Consider the following 13,379-nt stretch of genomic DNA (forward strand, 5'->3'; position numbering starts at 1 on the left):
CGCCGAAATCCCGCGGGTTCTGAGTTCGCTCGGGCCACGCAACGGCAGGAGTATAGACCATGAACATCATTCAGCAGCTCGAGCAGGAGCAGATCGCCAAGCTCGGCAAGACCATCCCCGATTTCCAGCCCGGCGACACCGTCATCGTCAACGTGAAGGTGAAGGAAGGCGAGCGCACCCGCGTCCAGGCCTACGAGGGCGTCTGCATCGCCCGCTCCGGCGGCGGCCTGCAGGAGAGCTTCACGGTCCGCAAGATCTCCTACGGCGAAGGCGTCGAGCGCGTGTTCCCGATCCACTCGCCGAACATCGATTCCATCAAGGTCGTGCGCCGCGGTGCCGTCCGTCGCGCCAAGCTCTACTACCTGCGCGACCGTCGCGGTAAGTCCGCCCGTATCGCCGAGCGCGCCGACCGCGCGAACAAGGCTCCGGCCGCAGCCGAGTAAGGCTCTTCCGCCACCGGCAGTTCCAAAAAGCGCGGCCGTGAGCCGCGCTTTTTGCATATCGGGGCAAGCTTCGCGGCTGAGGCGAAAAATTATTGCGCTTGGCCGCTCGCCAGCTATGCGATGCTTTCAAAGCCCTGCGCTTCCGGGACATCTTTTCTCGGCGCCCGAGTAACGCTAAGACCAGACAACCTCTTCATCGTTGGAATGGAAACAATGGCCAATCCCCGCACCCTCTACGACAAGATCTGGGACGACCACGTCGTCGATCGGCAGGATGACGGGACGTGCCTTCTCTATATCGACCGCCATCTCGTGCACGAGGTGACGAGCCCGCAGGCCTTCGAGGGCCTGCGCGTGGCCGGCCGCAAGGTGCGCGCGCCGCACAAGACCCTGGCGGTGGTCGATCACAACGTCCCCACCACCGACCGCTCCCAGGGCATCGAGGATCCCGAATCCGCCACCCAGGTCGAGACCCTGGCCCAGAACGCCCGCGATTTCGGCGTCGAGTACTACAACGAGCTCGACGTCCGTCAGGGCATCGTCCACGTGATCGGGCCGGAGCAGGGCTTCACCCTCCCGGGCATGACCATCGTGTGCGGCGACAGCCACACCTCGACCCACGGCGCCTTCGGGGCGCTGGCCCACGGCATCGGCACGTCGGAGGTCGAGCACGTGCTCGCCACCCAGACGCTGATCCAGCGCAAGGCCAAGAACATGCGCGTGACCGTCGACGGGCAGCTGCCCGCCGGCGTCACCGCGAAGGACATCATCCTGGCCATCATCGGCGAGATCGGCACCGCCGGCGGCACCGGCCACGTGATCGAGTATGCCGGCGAAGCCATCCGCTCGCTCTCGATGGAAGGCCGGATGACGATCTGCAACATGTCGATCGAGGGCGGGGCCCGCGCCGGCATGGTGGCCCCGGACGAGAAGACCTACGCCTATCTCAAGGACCGCCCCAAATCGCCCAAGGGCGAGGCCTGGGATGCGGCCGTGCGCTACTGGGACACCCTGCGCACGGACGAGGGCGCGCATTTCGACACCGAAATCCGGCTCGACGCCGCCAACCTGCCGCCCATCGTCACCTGGGGCACGAGCCCGGAGGACGTGATCTCGGTGGCCGGCGTGGTGCCGAACCCGGACGACATCCAGGACGAGAACAAGCGCCGCTCCAAGTGGCGGGCGCTGGAATATATGGGCCTCAAGCCAGGCACGAAGATCACCGACATCACGCTCGACCGCGTCTTCATCGGCTCGTGCACCAACGGCCGCATCGAGGACCTGCGCGCGGTGGCCAAGGTGGTCGAGGGCAAGAAGGTCCATCCGTCGGTCAACGCCATGATCGTGCCCGGCTCCGGCATCGTGAAGATGCAGGCCGAGGCCGAGGGCCTCGACAGGATCTTCAAGGAAGCCGGCTTCGACTGGCGCGAGCCCGGCTGCTCCATGTGCCTGGCCATGAACGCCGACCGCCTGGCGCCGAACGAGCGCTGCGCCTCGACCTCGAACCGCAATTTCGAGGGCCGTCAGGGCTTCAAGGGCCGCACCCATCTCGTCTCCCCCGCCATGGCGGCGGCGGCGGCCATCGCGGGCCGGTTCGTGGACATCCGCGACTGGAAGTGATCCGCGTCGCGACGCGACACGAAAAAAGGCGGCGACCCGTGAGGTCGCCGCCTTTTTCATGAAGGGCGTCAGGCCTCAGTCCACATAGACCCGGCGGCCGGCCACGACCTGGCGGCAGATCTCGACCGGGCGGCGGACCACGGCGCCGCTGGGGCGGACGTGCTGGCGAATGACCGTACGGCAGACCGTACGGGTGCGGGCCGGGCGCACGCGGCGCTCGATCACCCGCTGGCGGACCACCGGACGACGCTCGCGGATTTCACGCACTTCCCGCACCGTGTGGTGACGGCCGTGGTCGCCGACGCCGACCCGCACGTTGAACTCCTGCGCCGAAGCCGCGCCGGAACCGAACGCCACCAGCCCGGCCGTGGCCAGGATCGTCAGAAATTTACGCATCGTTGCCTCATGGAGAATGGAAATGAGGTGCATTCAACGCCATGGTGAGGAGGCTGTTCCGTTCCAGGGCGCATGACAGATCTGCGTGCCGCGACGGAACGGTGTGGAAGTCGAAGGGAGAGCGTGATGAACGAACGGGATCGGGAGGCGCGGGAGGCCCTGGAGCGGGTCCGGCGCGATTCGGAGACCTTCGGCTCCTCGGCCCTTGCGCGCATGGGCAACCGGGCGCGGGACCATTTCGGCGGCAAGGACGCGGTCGGAACCGGCGAGCAGGGCGGCACCGATCCGGTCGAGCTGTGGGGCCGGCGCATTGGCCGGGCCCTGTCGCTTGTGGGCGTGGTGATCCTTGCCTTATGGCTTGCCGTGCAACTGCGCCTTCTGTGATCCAATGACCGACACGACCCCGACCGCACTCGCGAACCTGCACGCCCCGTCCCTGGCCGATCTCGAGCTTCTGGCGCAGGAGGCCTACGAGCGCCTGCCGGAGGCGTTCCGTCAGCTCTGCGAAGGCGTCGTCATCAAGGTGGACGACTTTCCCGACGACGAGACCCTGCGCGAGATGGAGTGCGAGACGCCCTTCGACCTGCTCGGCCTCTTCCGCGGCGTCGGCCTGGCGCAGGGCGGCGCCATGATGCAGACCGGCCAGTTCCCCAACATGGTCTGGCTCTACCGCCGCCCGATCCTCGATTACTGGGCCGAGCACGAGGAAAGCCTCGGCCACCTCATCACCCATGTGCTCGTCCACGAGATCGGTCACCATTTCGGCCTGTCCGACGAGGACATGGAGGCCATCGAGGCGGCGGCGGGCTGAAAGCCGCCGTCCTCAACCCAGGAACCATGCCGTGCAGTGGCTGTTTCCCCCTTCATTCCGAGGAGGAGAAACGATGTCGAGCCGCTGCCTGACTGCCACCGCCCTTGCCGCCGCCTTCGCGATGGCGTCCCTGACGCCGGCCCTGGCCGACCGCGAGCCCACGGCCGAGGAGCGGGTCCGCATCGAGGAGGCGATGCGGGCTGCGGGCTATACGGCATGGGAGGAGATCGAGCTGGACGACGACGTCTGGGAGGTGGACGACGCGCGCGCCGCCGACGGCACCCAGTATGACCTGACACTCGATCCCGAGACGCTCCGGATCACGGGCCGCGAGGAGGATTGAGGCCGAGGCCCGAGCCTCAGCTCCCCTGCAGGATCCAGTAGCTCACCGGGTTGTCCGGACAGACGCTCGGCCCGCATTCGGCGAAGACCGCGAGCACGTTCGCGGCGGTGACCCCGATGACGAGCCAGACGGCGGCCTTCTCGAACAGGCCGAGGCGCGGCGCGTCGCCGGGCGCGGCGAACTGGCGGTCGAACAGCAGGATCGCCGCGATCAGCACGATGGCGGCCGCGAAGCAGATGAAGGCCCAGGTGTAGTAGTGGTAGCCCAGGACGGCCGAGCCGTAGCCCGGATCGCCCGGGGCGATGTGCAGCAGAACCTGCCGCATGGCGAAGACCGCGCCCAGCACGGCCGCGAGGAGCGAGAGCGCATAATGGCTGGGGCGCGGGCCGAAGCGCAGATTCAGGATCGGCCCGACCGCGAGCGCCGCGAAGGCGACCCGCTGCAGCAGGCACAACGGACAGGGCAGCTCCTGCAGCGCGACCTGGAAGACGAAGGCCGCGACGAGGACGAGCGCGATGCCATAGAGCCCGAGGGCGTTGAGGGTCACGGCAAGGCGCGGCGTCATCATGGTCCGGAGACGGTTCCTAGAAGGACAGGGGGAGCCTGTCGGTCGCGTGGTGCAGGTAATCGGCCACGGACAGGACGAGAGACAGGCCGAAGAGCCCGAAGGCGAGGGCGCGGCGCCCCCGCCACGCGGCGAGCATCGTCGCCGCGAAAAGCAGGAAGAGGATCATCTGGTCCATGGGATGCTCCCGGCGGCCACGGCCGCTTCCGGGGAAGGCCCGGATCAGCGAACGGCGGGATGGTCGGAGATGACCAGCGGCGTGCCGCCGACGCGCCAGCGCTCGGGAGCCACGAGGACCCGCCGCCGCTTCTGCGCCTCGAAGTCCAGCGGAGGCTTCGCGTTGTTGATGAAGCGGCCGATCTGCTGCTGGAAATCGGCTCCGTCGCGCCAGAAGCCCACATTCACGAAGGTGGTCCAGCGCGGGTCCAGGTTCCAGACCATCCAGGGGAACTGCTTCTGATCCTCCACGCGGCTGAGGAACTCGCTGATCAGCCCGGACCGGTCGGCGATCGTCGCCTGCTCCGACCAGTACTTGAGGAACTCGTCCTCTCGGCCCTTCTTGATCCGCCATTCCACCAGGACGATCCGGGTGGGCGTCGTCTCCTGCCCGACGACGACCTGCTCCGTCCGTTGGGCCGGGGCCTCCTGGGCCAGGGACATGGCCGGCATGAGCGCCAGGCCCAGGGCGGCCGCAAGGCGAGCGGTTCGGAACAGCCGGACAGGATTGAAGGAAGTATTCATCACGAGCCCCCGAGGAAATGCATTCGCAATTGTTAGACGGGTCGTCTGTAAGGGCCAAGCTTAAACAGGTGACCTATCGCAGAGGATGGTTAATCCCTTCGTCGAACGCAGGGGCTTCGATCCGACATTCTGCAGGATCCGTGCGAATGTTTATTGCCGAAAGCACCCGGTGAACCGCCATTCCTCTGAGGAAATCGGCCCCGCTTCCGCGCAAAGCCTTCGAGGTCCGGCGCATCCCGTCGAGGCGCGACCATGATTGGCCTAGTCGCGGGTGTGCGGCTTTGGTAAGAGCGTCATCGCGGCAAACCAGACGCCGCGCGAGGATGGGAAGGCCATGGACAAGTTCACAGTGTTGGAGAGCGTCGCGGCGCCGCTGCGGATCATCAATATCGACACCGATATGATCATCCCCAAGCAGTACCTGAAGACGATCAAGCGCACGGGACTGGGCAAGGGCCTCTTCTCCGAGATGCGCTACCGCGAGGACGGTTCGGAGAACCCGGACTTCGTGCTCAACCAGCCGGCCTACCGCAATGCCAAGATCCTGGTCGCCGGCGACAATTTCGGCTGCGGCTCGTCGCGCGAGCACGCGCCCTGGGCGCTGCTCGATTTCGGCATCCGCTGCGTGATCTCCACAAGCTTCGCCGACATCTTCTACAACAACTGCTTCCAGAACGGCATTCTGCCGATCAAGGTCTCGCCCGAAGACCTGGAGAAGCTCTTCGACGATGCCGAGCGCGGCGCCAACGCGACGCTCACCGTCGACCTGGAGAACCAGGAGATCCGCGGCCCCGACGGCGGCTCGGTCAAGTTCGACATCGACCCGTTCCGCAAGCACTGCCTGCTCAACGGCCTCGACGGCATCGGGCTGACCATGGAGAAGGGCGCCTCCATCGACACCTTCGAGAAGAAGCTCGCCGAGCGCCCCTGGGCGTGAGGCGAAGGGCTCACCGGCGCGCCCTGACGCAGATGAACTCGGGCGCGCGCGAGAGCCTGTCGAAGATCCGTTCCGAGACCTGCCGCATCTCCGGAAGGGGCTGCGGCTCCACGAGCCGGTAGAAGGTCCATCCGGCGTCGCTCAGGGCGTTCAGCGTCTCGGACAGGGGCCGGCGGTAGGCCTCCACATAGGGATGGGGCTCGCCGAATCCCGTCCAGTGCAGGCCGTAGCGGGCCCGCTCGAAATAGACGCCGTCTCCCCGGATCTTCTCGTTCGTCCAGTCCGCCATCGGGTGGGACATGGAGAAGACCAGGATCCCGCCGGGCCGGGTCACGCGCCGGAACTCGCGAAACACCGCCGCCAGATCCTCCATGTAGTCGAGCGCCAGGGCGCAGACGACCTTGTCGAAGGCGCCGTCCTGCAGCCACGCCAGCGGCCGGGCCAGATCGCCGGTTCGAAAGGTCGCGGCCAGGCCGTCGCAGCGGCGGCGCGCGAGATCGATCATTTCCGGCGTGATGTCGAAACCGTGAACCGTGGCGCCTTCCCGCGCCAGGGCCTCGCTGTAGATGCCCGGCCCGCAGCCCGCGTCGAGGACGTGGAGGTCCCTGACCTCGCCCAGCAGCGCCATCGTGGCGGGGCGCTCGTAGAGCCCGTTATGGGGCTTGGTCGGCGCAAGAGCCGCATACCGGTCGGCGAAGGCGGAATAGGCGCGGCGGGCGATGGGCTCGCCGAAAGGGGGCTGATCGGTCATGGGCGGCCTCGGCAGGGATCGGGAGAAGGATAAAAAGCCCGGTTTCCATATATTAACCAAATTGCCCGCACACTGGGGGGCATGATCCGATTCATTGCTCCAGCGATTCTCGCTCTCGCCGGGCTGGCTGCCGCGACGCCGGCATCCGCCCAGGCCGACTTCAATTCCTGCCTGTCGGGCCTTCGCAGCCAGGCTGCCGCGAAGGGCATTTCCGGTCAGGCCTTCGACGCCGCGACCCGCGGCATCGCGCCGGACCTCAAGATCCTCGAGCTCATGCAGAGCCAGCCCGAGTTCAAGACCGAGATCTGGGACTACCTCGCGGCGCTCGTGGACGAGCAGCGCGTGGAGGACGGCATGGCCGCCATGCGCCAATGGGGCAGGGCGCTGGCCAATGCGGAGGCGCGCTTCGGCGTCGACCGGCACATGATCGCCGGCGTCTGGGGCGTGGAATCCGATTTCGGCAAGAATTTCGGCGACCGTCCCCTCGTCCAGTCCCTCTCGACCCTCGCCTGCTACGCGCCGCGCCGCCGCGAATACTTCACCGGCGAGCTGATGGCGACGCTCAAGATCGTGCAGGACGGCGACATCGATCCGGCTTCCCTGCGCGGCTCCTGGGCCGGCGCCTTCGGCCACACCCAGTTCATGCCCTCGACCTTCCAGCGCCTCGCGGTGGACGGCGACGGGGACGGGCGGCGCGACATCGTGAACTCCGTTCCCGACGCGGTCGCGTCCACGGCCAACTTCCTGAAGCGGGCCGGGTGGAACAGCAGCCTTCCCTGGGGCTACGAGGTCCGCCTGCCGGCGAACTTCAATGCCAAGCTGGCCGGGCGCAAGGCCAAGCGTCCCCTGTCCTCCTGGGCCGCCATGGGCGTGACCCGCATCGACGGGCGTCCGCTCTCGGGCAACTACCCGGCGGGCATTCTCATCCCGGCAGGGGTGAACGGCCCGGCCTTCGTCGTCACCAAGAACTTCGACGCTCTCTACTCCTACAACGCCGCCGAATCCTACGGCCTCGCCATCGCGCTTCTCGGCGACCGCCTGAAGGGGCAGCCCGGCATCCGCACCGCCTGGCCCACCGACGATCCGCCGCTCTCGCGCGCCCAGCGCAAGGAGCTGCAGAGCCTGCTGCTGGCGCGCGGCTACGACATCGGCGAAGTGGACGGCAAGATCGGCTCCAAGACCCGTGAGGCCATCAAGGACGTGGAGCGCCAGCTCGGCATGCAGCAGCGCGGCCGCCCCGGCGCCAAGGTGCTGCAGGCGCTCAGGGGATAATCCTCCTCCCGTCGTTCCGGGCCCGGCTCCGCCGGCCCGGACCGGCCATGCGTCCTCCGCCTAACGGTCAAGGCGACAAGCGCTTGCCAAGCCTGGGCTCCCGCGCCTAAACCCGCGCATGGTCGCCCGGATGCGCTTCCGGGTCCCACGAGCCACTTCGAGCGAGGACACCCCCACCATGGCAACGCACAAGCTTCTCCTTCTCCCCGGCGACGGCATCGGCCCGGAGGTCATGCGCGAGGTCGAGAAGATCGTGGGCTGGTTCCGCAAGCGGGGCGTCGGGTTCGAGACCGAGACGGATCTCGTCGGCGGCTCGGCCTACGACGCCCACGGCGCAGCCATCTCGGAAGCCGCCATGGACAAGGCCCAGGAGGCCGATGCGGTGCTCTTCGGCGCGGTCGGCGGTCCGAAATGGGACAGCGTGCCTTACGCGGTGCGCCCCGAGGCGGGCCTGCTGCGCCTGCGCAAGGATCTCGGCCTCTTCGCCAATCTCCGCCCGGCCATCTGCTATCCGGCGCTGGCGGACGCCTCCTCGCTCAAGCGCGAGGTGGTCGAGGGCCTCGACATCATGATCGTGCGCGAGCTCACGGGCGGCGTCTATTTCGGCGAGCCGAAGGAGATCGTGACCCTGGAGGACGGCTCGCAGCGCGCCGTCGACACGCAGGTCTACACCACCATGGAGGTGGAGCGCATCGCCCGCGTCGCCTTCGACCTCGCCAGGAAGCGCCGCAACAAGGTCTCCTCGGCCGAGAAGTTCAACGTGATGAAGACCGGCGTGTTCTGGCGCCAGGTCGTCACGCGCATCCACAAGGGGGAGTTCTCCGACGTGGAGCTCGAGCACGTGCTGGCCGACAACTGCGCCATGCAGCTCGTGCGCTATCCGAAGCAGTTCGACGTGATCGTCACCGACAACCTGTTCGGCGACATCCTGTCCGACATCGCCGCCATGCTTACCGGCTCGCTCGGCATGCTGCCCTCCGCCTCGCTCGGCGCGGAAGATCCCAAGACCGGCAGCCGCAAGGCGCTCTACGAGCCGGTGCACGGCTCCGCGCCGGACATCGCCGGCAAGGGCCTCGCCAACCCCATCGCCATGATCGGCTCGTTCGGCATGGCCCTGCGCTATTCCTTCGGCCTGCTCGAAGAGGCCGACCGCCTCGACGACGCCATCGCCCGCGTGCTGGCCTCCGGCACCCGTACCAAGGATATCGCGGGCCCGGGCATGAACGCGGTCGGCACCCAGGATCTGGGCGACGCGATCATCAAGGAACTGGAAGCCCGCTCCTAAACCTACAACACTGCGCGAATGGAAAGCCCCGGATCGTCCGGGGCTTTTTCGTCAACGGATGGAGCCGGTCGTGTCGATATCCGCGAAGGGATTGCTGGCGCCCACGAAGGGGCCGTTGGTGATCGGATCGGGCAGAAGGCCCATGCCGAACTGGCCGCCGGCCGGCGCATAGGGCGGGCTGTTCAGATAGGACTGGACCTGCCCGTAGCCCGAGGCGCCCGGGCTGATCGAGTTCGGGGCCACGACGTTGCCCGGATCCAGGAAGCTGCGGGGCTGGACGCGCAGGACCAGCGGACGTTCGGTTTGCGCTTCGGCCGCGACCGAGAAAGCCGAGGCCGCAGCCAGCGAAGCCAAACCGATGACGGCGAAGCGGCGCATGTTCAATCTCCGAAAATGGCGCCCGCCACCACGACCGGCGGGCTGACAGAACAAGGCGCCTTCGATTATTTTGTTCCCACATTGACCTAGCGTCACAATGGGAGCCCTTGCCGATGATGGACCGCCCGCGCCACGATCTCCGGCTTCCCGGCAAGGATCGCCTGACCGTTCTGGGCGACACGCCTCTCGTGGCCGAGACGCCCGAGGAGCTTCTGGACGACGAGACGACCCCGGTCGAACGATTCTTCGTGCGCAACAACGGATTGCTGCCGCAGCCGGCGACGGAGCCCGACGCGTGGCGCTTCACCGTGGACGGCGAGGTGGAGCGTCCGCTCGACCTCACCCTGGCCGAGCTGAAGAGCCGCTTTCCGGTCAAGACCTTCCGCATGGTGCTGGAATGCGGCGGCAACGGCCGCTCCTTCTACGAACCTCCGGCGGAAGGCAATCCCTGGACGAATGGCGGCGTCGGCTGCGCCGAATGGACCGGCGTCTCCCTCGCGGACGTGCTGCGGGCGGCGGGGCTGAAGGAAACCGCGCTCCACACCGCCCATTACGGGGCCGATCCGGACAAGACCGGCAGCCGCGCCACACCCTCTATCTCCCGTGGAATGCCCATCGCGAAGGCCCTGGAGGAGCACACGCTCCTGGCCTTCGCCATGAACGGCAAGCCGCTGCCCTTCCTGCATGGCGGGCCGCTGCGCCTCGTGGTGCCGGGCTGGCCGGGATCGTTGAGCCAGAAATGGCTCGAGCGCATCTGGATCCGCGACCGGGAGCACGACGGCCCGGGCATGACCGGCCTGTCCTACCGCCTGCCGGTCCATCCCGTCGCCCCGGGCTCCAACGTGAAAGGCGTGGCGCTGCGCGTGCTCGAATCGATGCCCGTGCGCAGCATCGTCACGGCGCCCGCCGACCAGAGCCGCCTTCCTCCGGGCACCCGGCAGGTCGAGGTGCGCGGCGCGGCCTGGGCGGGCGACGGCCAGGTGGCGCGGGTGGACCTTTCCCTCGACGGCGGCGCGACCTGGATCGCAGCGGCGCTCAAGCCCCCGCGCAACCGCTACGACTGGGTGCGCTGGAGCGCGGCGCTGACCCTGCCGGGGGACGGCTATTACGAGATTGTCGCCCGCGCGACCGACGCCGAGGGCCGCGCCCAGCCGTTCCGGGCCGCGGGCTGGAACCCGAACGGCTACGGCTGCAACGTCATGCACCGGGTCGCGGTTACGGTCGGCCCGGATTCCTGACGCCGAGGGAGGCGGTCCGCGCTCCGGGACCGCAGGTCTGCGCCCGCTGGGCCTCGGCCCGGGCGAAGATCGCCTTCAGGGAAGGATCGTCTGTTCGCAGGAGAGACACCTTGTCGATGAGGCAGGCCAGCTGCGCCTCCTCCACGGCCTGTTCACCGCCGCCGCAAAGCCAGCCCTGAAAGGCGAAATTCGCCTCCGGGTCCGCGAAGCGGAAAGCCTGGCATTCCTGCTCGGAGGCACCCGCCAGGGTCACGGCGGCGGCCTCGACCGGCCCGAATTTCGTGGGAACGAGACGGCTCTGGGCGTCGCGGGTCACGGACAGGCCCGCCTCGGCCGCCCGGCGCACGATGTCGACGAAGAAGCTGCGGGACGGTTCGGTGAAGCCCTGGACGACGCTGATGCGCCCGTGTCCCGCCTCGCCGAAGCCGCCCAGGACCAGCGTGTCCTCGCGGCCGCCGCTCACATGCTCGCGCGCCTGGACGCGAAGGGGGAGGGTGTCCTGGTCGATGCCGTAGAGGGGAGGGGAGGCCGAGATCGGCCGCCACTGGGGCGGGGGCGCGATCAGGACGGAGGCGGGAATCGCCCCGATGGGCCGTGGGGCCTCGGTCTTCTCCTGGTTCTGCGCCAGATAAACCAAGACGCCGATGCTCAGGCCGGACAGAAGGATGGTCCGCAGCCAGGGCAGGGGCCTGCGCACACGCCGGTGGGAGCGCTCGTCCCAATCGTCGGGCGCGTCGTCCTCGTCCCAATCGTCAAAGATGGCCTGTCGCATGGTGCTGTGATCGAACCTGCATCTCGGTCTGACAGCCATGTTCTACAGTAGCGCTTGCGAATGTTCGAAAGCTTTCGCTAAGCAACGTAAACGGAAGGTTAAGAGCCGACGGCACGCCACCCATGAGCACCCCCATGACCCCGCCCCTGATCCGCCTTGCGGAGCCGGCCGATGCGCCCGCCGTCGCGGCGCTGATCCGGGGCCGGGGAGGCGACCACGCCTGTGCCCTGGGCGTCGGCCGCTTCGACCTTTCGGCCGGCGTGCCTGCGGCGGAAACCCCTTGTGGCGAAGAGATCGCTTGACGAAATCCGGTCTTTGGTGTGTTGCTGACAACCCAAGCTCGGCGACCCGGGTCTTCGGATGGACGATGGCAATGACGCTGCTCAACACCACGACGAGCAAAACGAAAACCGTCACGACGGCCGTGAAAACGGCCGAGTAGCCTCGTCGTCCCCGGTCCTCTCTCCCGTCGGGGCGAGAGGCGACACCCCGATCGAGGGTTCCTATATACCGGGGAGAGCGACAACAGGAGAAGTCCAATGGGTTACAAGGTGGCCGTCGTCGGCGCGACAGGCAATGTGGGCCGCGAGATGCTCGACATCCTCGCCGAGCGGGCCTTTCCGGCCGACGAGGTGGTGGCGCTGGCCTCGCGTCGGAGTCAGGGAACGGAAATTTCCTTCGGCGACAAGACGCTGAAGGCGAAGACCCTCGACACATACGATTTCTCCGACATCGATCTGTGCCTCATGTCCGCCGGCGGCGAGATCTCGAAGGAATGGTCGCCCAGGATCGCGGCCCAGGGCGCGGTGGTGATCGATAATTCCTCCGCCTGGCGCTACGACGCCGACGTGCCGCTGGTGGTGCCTGAGGTGAACGCGGAAGCCGTCCGCGAGATGAAGAAGGGCATCATCGCCAACCCGAACTGCTCCACGGCGCAGCTCGTGGTGGCGCTCAAGCCGCTCCACGACCATGCCACCATCAGGCGCGTCGTCGTCTCGACCTACCAGTCCGTGTCCGGCGCGGGCAAGGACGGCATGGACGAGCTCGACCGCCAGACCAAGGCGCTCTACTCGCTGCAGGACGTGCAGGAGAAGAAGTTTCCTAAGCGCATCGCCTTCAACCTGATCCCCCACATCGACGTGTTCATGGAGGACGGGTTCACGAAGGAAGAGTGGAAGATGATGGCGGAGACCAAGAAGATCCTGGATCCCAAGATCAAGCTCACCGCCACCTGCGTGCGCGTGCCGGTCTTCATCGGCCATTCGGAGGCCGTGAACGTGGAGTTCGAGAAGCCGATCATTGCCGACGAGGCCCGCGAGATCCTGCGCTCCGCGCCGGGCGTGGTCGTGATCGACAAGCGCGAGCCCGGCGGCTACATCACGCCCCACGAGGCGGCCGGCGAGGACGCCACCTACATCTCCCGCATCCGCGAGGACATCACCGTCGAGAACGGCATCGCCTTCTGGTGCGTCTCCGACAACCTGCGCAAGGGCGCGGCCCTCAACGCGGTGCAGATCGCCGAGGCGATGGTGAACCGCGGCCTGCTCCCTGCCAAGAAGCAAGCGGCGTAAGCCTCACGTTCCTTCAAAGCGAAAGGCCGGGAATGGAGCCCATTCCCGGCCTTTTTCATGTCGCGACGTGGAAGCCGTCAGATGAAGAAGAAGTCCTTGTGGGTGAGGGTCTCGCCCTCCTTCTTCTGGAGCTTGAAGCTGGCGATCTCCACCATGGCCTTGCGGCCCGAGCCGTCCACGTCCCAGTACAGCTTCTTGCCCTTGAGGATGAAGAAGTCGTCCTTGTCGGTGGCCTTGCTGCCCTTCTTGAAGTAGC

At 67.3% G+C, this 13,379-nt stretch carries 18 protein-coding genes; 11 read left to right on the top strand and 7 right to left on the bottom strand.

Going from position 1 to position 13,379, the window contains the following annotated elements:
* Positions 1–59 precede the first annotated feature (59 nt).
* Complete coding sequence (gene rplS / locus ACFOYU_RS19010; protein WP_226738224.1) at positions 60–443, top strand: 50S ribosomal protein L19; 384 nt, start codon at positions 60–62, stop codon at positions 441–443.
* A gap of 213 nt (positions 444–656) precedes the next feature.
* The gene (leuC, locus tag ACFOYU_RS19015) at positions 657–2,063 is read left to right on the top strand and encodes a 3-isopropylmalate dehydratase large subunit (RefSeq protein WP_377034815.1); all 1,407 of its coding nucleotides are present in this window, start codon (positions 657–659) and stop codon (positions 2,061–2,063) included.
* Positions 2,064–2,138: 75 nt separating this feature from the next.
* On the opposite strand, the gene ACFOYU_RS19020 is transcribed toward leuC, so the two are convergent.
* Positions 2,139–2,459 carry a hypothetical protein gene (locus tag ACFOYU_RS19020; protein ID WP_226738219.1) on the bottom strand — a complete coding sequence of 107 codons (321 nt, stop codon included), beginning with the start codon at positions 2,457–2,459 and terminating at the stop codon, positions 2,139–2,141.
* A gap of 126 nt (positions 2,460–2,585) precedes the next feature.
* Here ACFOYU_RS19020 and ACFOYU_RS19025 point away from each other — a divergent pair, with 126 nt between their 5' ends.
* From ACFOYU_RS19025 to ACFOYU_RS19035, 3 genes are all read left to right on the top strand, one after another.
* Positions 2,586–2,843 (top strand): hypothetical protein, encoded by a 258-nt coding sequence (locus ACFOYU_RS19025; protein WP_377034816.1) that lies wholly within the window; start codon positions 2,586–2,588, stop codon positions 2,841–2,843.
* Positions 2,844–2,847: 4 nt separating this feature from the next.
* Entirely contained in the window at positions 2,848–3,270 is a 423-nt protein-coding gene (locus ACFOYU_RS19030; protein WP_226738214.1) for a metallopeptidase family protein, read from the top strand.
* A 73-nt stretch (positions 3,271–3,343) separates the two neighbouring features.
* Positions 3,344–3,613 (top strand): PepSY domain-containing protein, encoded by a 270-nt coding sequence (locus ACFOYU_RS19035; RefSeq protein WP_377034817.1) that lies wholly within the window; start codon positions 3,344–3,346, stop codon positions 3,611–3,613.
* A gap of 16 nt (positions 3,614–3,629) precedes the next feature.
* Here the strand turns inward: ACFOYU_RS19035 and ACFOYU_RS19040 are convergent, their stop codons facing one another.
* Genes ACFOYU_RS19040 through ACFOYU_RS19050 form a run of 3 tightly spaced genes read right to left on the bottom strand, consistent with a single transcriptional unit; the run spans position 3,630 to position 4,919 of the window.
* Positions 3,630–4,181 carry a disulfide bond formation protein B gene (locus ACFOYU_RS19040; protein WP_377034818.1) on the bottom strand — a complete coding sequence of 184 codons (552 nt, stop codon included), beginning with the start codon at positions 4,179–4,181 and terminating at the stop codon, positions 3,630–3,632.
* Between the two features lie 16 nt (positions 4,182–4,197).
* Complete coding sequence (locus tag ACFOYU_RS19045) at positions 4,198–4,356, bottom strand: DUF5993 family protein (protein ID WP_377034819.1); 159 nt, start codon at positions 4,354–4,356, stop codon at positions 4,198–4,200.
* Positions 4,357–4,400: 44 nt separating this feature from the next.
* Entirely contained in the window at positions 4,401–4,919 is a 519-nt protein-coding gene (locus ACFOYU_RS19050; protein WP_226738206.1) for a hypothetical protein, read from the bottom strand.
* A gap of 334 nt (positions 4,920–5,253) precedes the next feature.
* On the opposite strand from ACFOYU_RS19050, the gene leuD reads away from it, so the two are divergent.
* Positions 5,254–5,856, top strand: a complete 603-nt coding sequence (leuD, locus tag ACFOYU_RS19055; RefSeq protein ID WP_226738204.1) for a 3-isopropylmalate dehydratase small subunit — start codon at positions 5,254–5,256, stop codon at positions 5,854–5,856.
* 10 nt (positions 5,857–5,866) lie between these two features.
* On the opposite strand, the gene ACFOYU_RS19060 is transcribed toward leuD, so the two are convergent.
* Complete coding sequence (locus tag ACFOYU_RS19060; RefSeq protein ID WP_377034820.1) at positions 5,867–6,607, bottom strand: class I SAM-dependent DNA methyltransferase; 741 nt, start codon at positions 6,605–6,607, stop codon at positions 5,867–5,869.
* Positions 6,608–6,688: 81 nt separating this feature from the next.
* On the opposite strand from ACFOYU_RS19060, the gene ACFOYU_RS19065 reads away from it, so the two are divergent.
* Together ACFOYU_RS19065 and leuB are read left to right on the top strand one after the other, a co-directional pair.
* Positions 6,689–7,879 (top strand): lytic murein transglycosylase, encoded by a 1,191-nt coding sequence (locus ACFOYU_RS19065; RefSeq protein WP_226738200.1) that lies wholly within the window; start codon positions 6,689–6,691, stop codon positions 7,877–7,879.
* Between the two features lie 178 nt (positions 7,880–8,057).
* Complete coding sequence (gene leuB, locus ACFOYU_RS19070) at positions 8,058–9,164, top strand: 3-isopropylmalate dehydrogenase (RefSeq protein ID WP_377034821.1); 1,107 nt, start codon at positions 8,058–8,060, stop codon at positions 9,162–9,164.
* Between the two features lie 51 nt (positions 9,165–9,215).
* On the opposite strand, the gene ACFOYU_RS19075 is transcribed toward leuB, so the two are convergent.
* Positions 9,216–9,542, bottom strand: coding sequence for a hypothetical protein (locus tag ACFOYU_RS19075; protein WP_226738173.1), 327 nt, complete (start codon positions 9,540–9,542; stop codon positions 9,216–9,218).
* 113 nt (positions 9,543–9,655) lie between these two features.
* Here ACFOYU_RS19075 and ACFOYU_RS19080 point away from each other — a divergent pair, with 113 nt between their 5' ends.
* Complete coding sequence (locus ACFOYU_RS19080; RefSeq protein WP_377034822.1) at positions 9,656–10,780, top strand: sulfite oxidase; 1,125 nt, start codon at positions 9,656–9,658, stop codon at positions 10,778–10,780.
* Here the strand turns inward: ACFOYU_RS19080 and ACFOYU_RS19085 are convergent.
* On the bottom strand, positions 10,758–11,552 hold the full coding sequence (locus ACFOYU_RS19085; protein ID WP_377034823.1) for a hypothetical protein: 795 nt from the start codon (positions 11,550–11,552) through the stop codon (positions 10,758–10,760). The two genes, ACFOYU_RS19080 and ACFOYU_RS19085, sit on opposite strands and share 23 nt — an antisense overlap.
* 134 nt (positions 11,553–11,686) lie before the next feature.
* On the opposite strand from ACFOYU_RS19085, the gene ACFOYU_RS19090 reads away from it, so the two are divergent.
* Positions 11,687–11,854, top strand: a complete 168-nt coding sequence (locus ACFOYU_RS19090; protein ID WP_377034824.1) for a hypothetical protein — start codon at positions 11,687–11,689, stop codon at positions 11,852–11,854.
* Positions 11,855–12,091: 237 nt separating this feature from the next.
* Entirely contained in the window at positions 12,092–13,123 is a 1,032-nt protein-coding gene (locus ACFOYU_RS19095; RefSeq protein WP_377034825.1) for an aspartate-semialdehyde dehydrogenase, read from the top strand.
* Positions 13,124–13,379 lie beyond the last annotated feature (256 nt).

The organism is Microvirga sp. GCM10011540 (genome assembly GCF_042650665.1).
In the GTDB taxonomy this organism is placed as follows: domain Bacteria; phylum Pseudomonadota; class Alphaproteobacteria; order Rhizobiales; family Beijerinckiaceae; genus Microvirga; species Microvirga lenta.